Source organism: Candidatus Marithrix sp. Canyon 246 (assembly GCF_001723685.1).
Taxonomy (GTDB): domain Bacteria; phylum Pseudomonadota; class Gammaproteobacteria; order Beggiatoales; family Beggiatoaceae; genus Marithrix.
This window is the reverse complement of sequence record NZ_MCBX01000028.1, coordinates 1-8,848: the sequence shown is the minus strand read 5'-3', so window position 1 is coordinate 8,848 and position 8,848 is coordinate 1. Positions and strand designations below refer to the sequence as shown.

General features: G+C 32.5%; 12 protein-coding genes and 2 pseudogenes. 8 read left to right on the top strand and 6 right to left on the bottom strand.

The window, feature by feature from the left end; genetic code table 11:
* Positions 1-190: hypothetical protein (locus tag BHU68_RS17770; RefSeq protein ID WP_216092891.1), on the top strand; the 190-nt coding region annotated here is incomplete at its 5' end.
* A gap of 93 nt (positions 191-283) precedes the next feature.
* On the opposite strand, the gene BHU68_RS12040 is transcribed toward BHU68_RS17770, so the two are convergent.
* Together BHU68_RS12040 and rplV are read right to left on the bottom strand one after the other, a co-directional pair.
* Entirely contained in the window at positions 284-733 is a 450-nt protein-coding gene (locus tag BHU68_RS12040) for an excalibur calcium-binding domain-containing protein (protein WP_069471827.1), read from the bottom strand.
* A 349-nt stretch (positions 734-1,082) separates the two neighbouring features.
* A pseudogene (rplV, locus tag BHU68_RS12035) lies at positions 1,083-1,366 on the bottom strand (50S ribosomal protein L22).
* A 46-nt stretch (positions 1,367-1,412) separates the two neighbouring features.
* Here rplV and BHU68_RS12030 point away from each other — a divergent pair.
* The 3 genes from BHU68_RS12030 to BHU68_RS12020 all read left to right on the top strand — a co-directional run bounded on the left by BHU68_RS12030 (position 1,413) and on the right by BHU68_RS12020 (position 2,750).
* Entirely contained in the window at positions 1,413-1,955 is a 543-nt protein-coding gene (locus tag BHU68_RS12030; RefSeq protein WP_069471829.1) for a hypothetical protein, read from the top strand.
* Between the two features lie 86 nt (positions 1,956-2,041).
* Positions 2,042-2,503 carry a hypothetical protein gene (locus BHU68_RS12025; RefSeq protein ID WP_069471830.1) on the top strand — a complete coding sequence of 154 codons (462 nt, stop codon included), beginning with the start codon at positions 2,042-2,044 and terminating at the stop codon, positions 2,501-2,503.
* The gene (locus BHU68_RS12020; RefSeq protein WP_069471831.1) at positions 2,451-2,750 is read left to right on the top strand and encodes a hypothetical protein; all 300 of its coding nucleotides are present in this window, start codon (positions 2,451-2,453) and stop codon (positions 2,748-2,750) included. The genes BHU68_RS12025 and BHU68_RS12020 overlap by 53 nt, the downstream gene beginning before the upstream one ends.
* Positions 2,751-3,030: 280 nt before the next feature.
* On the opposite strand, the gene BHU68_RS12015 is transcribed toward BHU68_RS12020, so the two are convergent.
* Entirely contained in the window at positions 3,031-4,269 is a 1,239-nt protein-coding gene (locus tag BHU68_RS12015; RefSeq protein ID WP_069471832.1) for an NPP1 family protein, read from the bottom strand.
* Positions 4,270-4,646: 377 nt separating this feature from the next.
* Positions 4,647-5,069 (bottom strand): annotated as a pseudogene (gene rplB / locus BHU68_RS12010) (50S ribosomal protein L2); the annotation flags it as partial.
* 298 nt (positions 5,070-5,367) lie between these two features.
* Here rplB and BHU68_RS12005 point away from each other — a divergent pair.
* Positions 5,368-5,643, top strand: a complete 276-nt coding sequence (locus tag BHU68_RS12005; RefSeq protein WP_083234996.1) for a hypothetical protein — start codon at positions 5,368-5,370, stop codon at positions 5,641-5,643.
* On the top strand, positions 5,640-6,059 hold the full coding sequence (locus tag BHU68_RS12000) for a type II toxin-antitoxin system VapC family toxin (protein ID WP_069471833.1): 420 nt from the start codon (positions 5,640-5,642) through the stop codon (positions 6,057-6,059). Before BHU68_RS12005 ends, BHU68_RS12000 begins: the two co-directional genes overlap by 4 nt.
* Before the next feature lie 10 nt (positions 6,060-6,069).
* Here BHU68_RS12000 and BHU68_RS11995 read toward each other — a convergent pair whose 3' ends face one another.
* The gene (locus BHU68_RS11995; protein ID WP_069471834.1) at positions 6,070-6,771 is read right to left on the bottom strand and encodes an MmcB family DNA repair protein; all 702 of its coding nucleotides are present in this window, start codon (positions 6,769-6,771) and stop codon (positions 6,070-6,072) included.
* An 81-nt stretch (positions 6,772-6,852) separates the two neighbouring features.
* Complete coding sequence (locus BHU68_RS11990; RefSeq protein ID WP_069471835.1) at positions 6,853-7,062, bottom strand: hypothetical protein; 210 nt, start codon at positions 7,060-7,062, stop codon at positions 6,853-6,855.
* A gap of 307 nt (positions 7,063-7,369) precedes the next feature.
* On the opposite strand from BHU68_RS11990, the gene BHU68_RS11985 reads away from it, so the two are divergent.
* Positions 7,370-7,678: a hypothetical protein gene (locus tag BHU68_RS11985; protein ID WP_069471836.1), complete on the top strand. Its 309-nt coding sequence runs from the start codon at positions 7,370-7,372 to the stop codon at positions 7,676-7,678.
* A gap of 5 nt (positions 7,679-7,683) precedes the next feature.
* Entirely contained in the window at positions 7,684-8,055 is a 372-nt protein-coding gene (locus BHU68_RS11980) for a hypothetical protein (RefSeq protein ID WP_069471837.1), read from the top strand.
* Positions 8,056-8,848 lie beyond the last annotated feature (793 nt).

The following is an 8,848-nucleotide window of genomic DNA, read 5'->3' as shown; positions in this document are numbered from 1 at the left end:
TCAACTGGACAGCGAAAATAGAAAATACAAACTCACCATCACAAGCGAAAGTAACGCGATGTTTTGCCAAGTTATTTTATCCAGACACAAAGCAGGTAAATCTGAATATGCGCAATTACTTAATGGATTTGAGGTTGAAGATATAAAATATTGGAAGATAACTGTGCCTTCACCACCGCTCACAGAATAACGCGAAATGGTGGCTGGTAAGTATGTTTTTTTTGGGATTTTTTTTGAAGTAGCAAAACTTAAATGACACCCCGCTTTTATAGCGGGTTCAAATCTACCAACAACTATTATTGCAAAGAAGCCTATTAGCATCTTCAAGTGTTCCAAAATGATGCCATTGATCATTTAAACCATAATGTATCTGCGTGTTTTTAGTAATTAAAGCAGCTTTATATTGATTATTATAAACACGTAAGTATTCAGTATTATTAACATTTGTATTAGCATGTGGAAAAAAATATTGAGAAAAACTTCTTTCAGCTAAATCAAAAATAATATTAGATTTAATGCCATTAATTTTTGGAATACTGCAAACGTTTTCGCAGGGAATTTGATCCTTGTCACGATCAAATCTTGTCTTGTTACATTTTGTCAAACAAAAAAATGCTAAATCACACGAATTAATATCTTTACAATATCCATTACAATCATTACATGAAAAATTCTGGGCACTAAAAACATTAGTACTAATGATAAACATAAATATTAATAACAACTTATTCATAATCAACCTTATACAATTAAAATAAAGTTAATATAATTATTGTCTAAGTTTTATTAAAAATCTATTGATCAATTGATATTGGCACTGAATTAGAACATAATTAGAACATAATTAAGTTTATAGATGAATGAAACTACATTAAATCATTAAATAATATTTTGTTTATGTGGCAATCAAAAAGTTAAATGTTAGTTAAAATTGAGATGGTTGGGAATTTTTACTCAAAAAGAAGACAATAAGATAATCATGACAAAAATAAGAGGATTATTATTAGCTATAATATTGTTAATAGGTACGATTACAGTTTCTATAGATAATTTTGGCTAATTAATGAATTCAACTCATCCTTTCATCCCCGTCCTTTAGCACGGGCACGCATACGTTTCTCATAGTTGGTCCTTCATCGACACAGACACTAGAAACACGCAATTCATCAATATCTGCACCTTCATTATTTTCTGCATTTGCAATCGCAGTATCTAAGGTTTTTTTCAATAATACTGCTGCGCGTTTATTACTAAATTTTAAAATATTTAGTGCTTGTTCAACAGGTAATCCACGAATTTGGTCAGCAACTAACCGACACTTTTGCGGAGAAATACGCACATATTTATGTTTACTTAATACTTCCATATCAATTATTAATTATAATTTAGCGTTTAGATTTTTTATCCGGTTGATGTCGATCATACGCGGATTTGAAGAAGCGATGTTATCTAAGCAACAAGCTACCGCTATTGCTAAGTCATTAGGTTTGTCTATTAATGATAAGGGCATTTTAGAACATGATCCAGACTTTAGGTTTAGTTATAAATCCTTGCAAAATGAGTGGTGGTATCGGTTCGCTATTGAGAACAGAGACGCTGTTAATGCGGCGAAGTTAGGGTGTCGAATTAGTGGGAATGTGTTGCGCGACAAAGAGTTAGGAATGTGGATACGCGCTATGGGCATTCAATTGAAGCGGTATAAAATAGAAAATGGTCCTGACCATGATTCTACATATATAAAAGGAAAAAAAGCAGGGTCAGGACCAAGAAAAAGAGAAAGCCATTTCGGCATAGACATAAGCGCAATGTCCTTCTTCCTCGATGCGATCCAACGGCGGTGGCTGGCTGGTCGTACTGAAAACGTGGCATTTGCTAATAAGCTAAGCTCATTGTTGATCAACAAAGTGTTAAACGTCCAACGCAACCATCCACTGCCATCGCTAAGTGCTATTTAGAAGAAAGATCATCTCATGATAATAAGCATGGTTTTTATATTCGATGGTTAATTCGTAACGGTATTGCCCAAACGCTCGGTTTATTTTTGAATAAAGATGGCGTTTTGCAACATGATCCAGAATTCAAATTGAGCTATAAATCCTTAAAAAATGAATGGTGGTATAAGTTCGCAATTGAGAATAAAGACGCTGTTAATGCGGCTAAATTAGGGCATCGTATAAATGGAAACGTCTTACAAGACAAGGAGTTGGGGGGATGGATTCGCGCTATGGGGGTGCAATTAAAACGTGAACAGGTAACAGTCACTGAACCTGATTTTGAATATAAAAATAACAAAAAATCAGGTTCAGTGACTAAGAGGAACATTCAAAGCATCTTTGGCATAGACAAAAGCGCAATGACCTTCTTCCTCGATGTGATCCAACACCGGTGGCAGAATGGGCGTACTGAATATGTGGCATTTGCCAACAGGTTAATAGCCGAAGAAGAACAAAATGCTGAACTGGAAGCGGCAACCATCGCCAACGAAAATTTCAATCAAGATTGACGATAAAACAATACAAAAAGTACGAAAAATATTAGAAGAAATTGGGCGTGATGAAAGAATAAATAATGCGGTTGCAGCGTTTGATGCAATTGAAGAACAAGCTGAAAAATATCAGCTTAAGAATTTGTTGGCATTAGAAATTTTCTGGCGTAGTATTTGGCAGTTCATGGTTAATTTTGGTGATACTAGCAAGGAAGTTTTTTTAAGTTATGTTGGCAAACAATTAAATTTAGAGTTTAGATTATAACTAATTGAAATTTATGTTAGTGAAAAAAAACATTAGATACTGGTATTGCTAATGCAGAAAATAATGAAGGTGTAGATATTGATGAATTGCGTGTTCCTACAGTTTGTGTCGATGAAGAGCCAACTATTTAGTAAATAAATAGTTGGCTCTATTATATTTACAGATGCTAACACCAATTCAGGATCAAAACCCATTTTATGAATTAATATTATCTACCAATTGCTGCTAAATTTATAAAATGAATTCCAACTAAGAATTGGCACAAATACCTGCTAAATTATTAACGAACCTTTTTATTGCAATATAAGTTGAGATTGTCGCAATAACGGCCAGTACATTTTACTCCTGCTACATATTCATTATTATCACATGTCATAATACCTTGTTCTTCAGAAAAAGAACTAGTCCACCTTCCACGTGCGTTATTATTAACATTTTTCATTTTTAGAGATATATCGTCACAATATCTACCTTTACATCTCATGCCTACTACTGCTTTACCATCATTCTTGTAATAATTGGTCCTCTCTTCTGAGAAGAATGAAGAGTTTTGTGTAGAACCACTTACTGTTAACCCTGATATCGTACAACAAAATAATTTCTTATTGTCACAATATCTTCCCTTACACTGAACTCCACTCACAACCTGACCTGTCGGGCATTCTTGACCATTACTTTGCTCTTCTGAAAACCAATTAGTAGTCCATTTGCAATAATTCGGTTTTCCTGCATCATCATTGGGATTCAAAGTAGTAAATTTAGGATAACCTGATGGCTTAAATTTGTTTAAATTATTCAAGAAATTAGTATCTTTCATAGGAATACTAGCAGAGCCATAATTAAAACTGTTAAGTTTACTTATCATTGTTTGATTGTTAATATCATCTCCAGTTAATTCATACCAACTAATCAAAGTGGGAGTGACAAATTTCCCATAAGAGTTTTCTGCAGATTCATTACTCTTTGCCAAACGCATTGTATGAGTACGAAAAGCTTCTTTGTGATAAACAATTTTTATATGACCATTTACCATAGGTAAACTAGAAAGACTTTCAATATAAAGTTTCCCATGAGCACTGTAACTACCATGAGTAATGGTACCATTTTTTGTCCAAATCGCCACATATTCCCAATCATGTCTATGCTCATCGACTGTAGCAATGCCAGCTACCATATCATCTTTCAGAAAATAGAGTGCATAAAAATGACCACAATATGTAGAATTATTTTTCTTCTCACAAGTGTAACGATGAAGAGTATTAGAATAATTTAAGAATGAACGATTACGACACTTTCCAGTTATACTTCCAGTAGGTTTCAATCCAGAATTTGGTTTACCACTGCGGCTAATACCAGCACTGGGATAACAACCATCACCATCAAAATCAAAAACAGGTGCTAATTTGGAAACAAAACTTCCAGGAATTGCTTCGTCCAGTTTTGGGAAATCAGAAGCTTGTGCAATGCTAATTGTAGCAAAACAGAACAACAAAATGCCTAATGATTTTTTCATTTTCATAAAAAATATAAAATATAATAATTTTAAAGTTACCAAGATAATTATATGCCTGACATTCCAAACATATAAAGCTTATGATTTTATTTAATGATACTTTAGTAAAAGTAAAAAAATAAAATACGAAATACATTATAAATATAAAATATAAAAAAAACAATACTTTTTTTTATAAAATAAATTATTTTTAATAACTAATTGAAAATAATTAAAAATATTTTTTTAATTGCCACTTTTAGGTATCACTTGAATATGGGGTTCTCATAGGCTTCTTTATCAAAGTGAATTTTTTACATATATTATCTCATATAAAATTATATTTTTCATATATTTATTCTAAATTGTGCTTCCCAAAAGATTTAAAACAGGCTCTTACAAGTTTCACCAGAACGCAAACGTAAAGTAACATATTGACCTTCACGAGCTACTAATTGAGCAGAATTACCAGCACTTCTAGCTAATTGGGCACCCTTATTAGGTTTTAATTCAATACAATGAACAGTACTACCCATTTGGATATGACATAAAGGCATACAATTACCAGACTTAATTGGAACATGAGTACCTGAGATAATTGTATCGCCTACATTTAATCCTTTTGGATATATAATATATTTACGCTCACCATCAGCATATAAAACTAATGCAATATAAGCACTACGGTTAGGATCATATTCAATATGCTCAACCTTAGCCTCAATTCCATCTTTATTACGTTTAAAATCTATAATTCTATAATGCTGCTTATGTCCACCGCCATGATGACGAAGAGTGACACGTCCATTATTATTGCGTTTACCTTTTAATGGGTTATAAACTGTATCACCAGAATAAACGCGGAAAAATGTTAGATTACCAACAAAAGGATCAGTAGCTATTTTAAATGCTAAAGCTGCAAAAGGTTCGTCATCACTAGATTTTCTGCTGGATTCGGTTTCATCTTTATCATCTAAAACGCCACGTATGCTAGCAACATCAGTAGGTGCAGGCATAAAGTCAATTACTGCATCCAACATTTCTTGCAGTTTTGTAGCACCAGACAAGTTACTTTTTTTAAAGTAAAATACTAAGCATTACTGGAACAACCAAAGGATAAAATATATGAATATGATAAAACAAGATTATGCAATAAGCCAAGTACCTAAAAATTGGCCTGATATTCTAACAATAATTGAAGCGGGCTATCCAGTAAAATTAATGCAAGGTAATCAAACGATTGCGACATTAGTGCCAAATAATAAAATTCAGAAAAAACAAAATTTTTGGCAAGCTCTACAAATCTTCCGTCAACAATTCAGTCCAGAAGACCTTAAATTTGATGAAGATATTTTTAAAGATGTACGTGATCGTAGTATAGGGCGTGAGGTGTTTTTATGAGTTTAAAGTATCTACTTGATACTAATGTTCTTTCAGAACCAATACGTCCTGAACCAAATCAAAAAATACTAACAAAAATTAAACAGCATCAAGATGAAATTGCAACAGCAACATTAGTTTGGCATGAACTACTATTTGGTTGTAAACGCTTACAAGTTTCACGTAAACGCCAAATGCTTGAACAATATTTATATCAAACTGTAGGTAAAATGCCAATTTTACCTTACACTGAAGAAGCAGCAGAATGGCACGCTCAAGAACGCGCACGTTTAAGTTTAATTGGAAAAACGCCACCATTTGTAGATGGACAAATTGCTGCAATTGCAAAAGCATATGAGTTAATTATTGTCACTGTTAATGTTTCCGATTATGAATTCTTTGAAGAAGTAATTATTGAAAATTGGCAAAGCTTATAAAGCAAATTAATTAACCATCTCCAATCCATCCAAGTGCATGAAAAAGGCACTTTCCATACAATTCACCTAGTAAAACTGGATGTGGTTTTTTAATACGCTCAGCTTTCCGAATTATCACGTTTTTATATCGTCCATCAACAACTTCATCTGTTACACATAAAATACCTATTTCCTTTGTTGTTATTGATGCCGCTGCATCTATCATAGCCTGTTCATTCGGAATGGCTAAATAAAAATAATGGCAAAATGGTATGTATTCAGTTAATTTCATATCACGTTTTAGATCGTGAATATTAATTTTTACCTCAATGCCTATCACTGTTGGTAATGGTCCTTTATTAGATTCTTTTACGATACTTACAATGTCAATACGTCTTGGCTTAGATGATGTACCTGATGATACGGCAACTTCTGTAAAAAGCTGAAAGTAATCTATTTTTTTTTGGTTAATAGTATCAATAGCCCATTGAGGATTTTTAAGGGATTGAATTATATTAGCCGTAGTCATAGCTGCTGGATTGGTAAATAAGTCACCTATAACATTGTCTAATAACTGTTTTTTATATTTACGCCCTCGTCGTGGTTTATCATTTTTAACCTTACAATAGGTTTTCCATGTATCTCTTAATTCTTCTCGTGTAGTTTTACCAGAAATAAGTCGTTCTTTAAAGTCTTGCACAATGTTGGGCGGAGCAATACTACTGATTTTCATTAGAATTTATAATTGCTCTGGGCTTGTGTTTGCTTTTCCTATAATCTCAATATTATCAGTGTTATGTAATTTTAAATAATACTATCCTGCCCTTTTAATGCGCCAAAAACTGGACTCATTGATTTTAAATTTCTGGGCGAGCTGACGAACGTATTGAGAAAATGATTTGGCTTGCTTGCGATATAGACGACTACGTTCAATATCAATTAGAAGTTGAGCAGTCTTTGTCCATTGGCGTTTTTCGCGTTCTAATAAATTTTGAAGTTGATTTTCAAGTTTCTTGATGTCCATGCTTTTTTAAAAAGTGATGAAATAAACGAAAGAATATGGAATAATACTATTCAAGTCAGCGTTAAAGCTTATGACATTAATATTAATATTGATGGAAAGCATTGGTAAACGCGCTGGTTTTATGTTTGTAACTTATTGATTTGTTTAGCAGTTGCTTTGGTTCTTTTTAACCAAGACAACCTAACACAAACCACCTAACTACTTTCAACTAAAGGTGATTTATGATGTGTACTAATGTAACACAGGCCCATTCAAAAACTATTATAAATATAGTTTGTATTACAATAAAACTAGTTTGGGGGCGAAGATGAAAATCAAAGATTTCAGCCCTCAAAGTTATACTGGACTTTCTAATAGAAAACAACTTAAAAAGCTCTCAGGAGAGTATCGTTTAGCAGTTTTTTTATATTCCTTGGCGTGCTTTCTATCAATAATTACTAGCTCTTATGGCAGCTTTATGGGCAGTTTATATTTAGGAATCGCGCTGGTAATATTGGCAGAAGGACTAAAGCTGACTGCTGCCATTGGTGATACAGTCAATAAACCAGCTCTTTTTTTAGGAATAGCTGTTTCTGTTGGAACTGCTTCCTTTTCTAGTTATTTGTTTTTCAATTAAATAATGTGAATGCTGTTAATAATACAGATATTATTGAGAGAATAGAGAGAGAATTAGATAGCTTTAAAGCTCCCTATTTATCCTCTAATAACTTGCTGGAAGTTCAAGATAATAATATCAAATTAACTAAACATATTAATTCAATAAAAACTGCTTATTATAGGATTAAGTTATATATAATTTATCGTACTCGCGTTATGACAGGGCATAAGATAGTTACTCTTAAAAGATGCGGTACTTCAAATACTTGTCAAAAAATACAAGCTAAGCATAAAGCTATAATAAAGTTGTTAAACCAAAACAATAGCAAGTTAAACTTAATAAAAACAGCTATTGACAGCAATAAAGCTAGCAAAGTTCGTAAAGTAGATCTTTAAAGAGAGTTAATGGCTCTGTACTTATACCATTATGGATTCAATTTGTTATCACCGCATATTTAATAGTAGTGATTGAATTTAGTCAAATTTTAAGCAGTGTTAAAAAAATGACTCTTCAATATATTTGCTAATTTTAGTTCTTATATTCTCTTTTCTAAACCTTTTCCTTTCCTTTCTAAGAACAGTGATCTGAAACCGAAAAATCAGAAAGCCAGAACTCAGAAAGCTGTCACGGTTTTGACCAACAACGCGCCTAAGCAAAAAAGAAAAAAATTAAATGAAGAAGGTGTAAATAAAATTATTAAATAACTTGAAAATAGAAATGTCAAAATGACTAAAACCAATATTTTAAATGAGCTATCTCTTTTTGGTTTTGGTAAAACTGACGTGAATTATAAGATGGTTCGTGCGGTGATCGCGCCATAATCAAAAAAAAACGCGCTTACATGAATTAAATTATTCAAATAATCAACTGGTTAATAGGTGTTTTAAATTAATCAGTTGTAAAAAACGCGCTTTTAGCTAAAAAATAAACCAATTATGAACAGCAATATCATTGTAACTAACTGTTTTAATTGATTTAACTATCAATCATAAACTGATAATGAGCAATATTTTTAGCGGTTAAACGATTATGTTTACTTGCTAAATTACACATGTTTGGTTGTCAACTACCCCTGAGCTAAAGACACAGGGGCTTGAATCGTGAGATTCGAGATAGGTCTTAGGACTAAATAGGTGATTAGGCTAAGTGTTAACTCACTACGTTGTTTAAGTTATGACACCCGTGGAT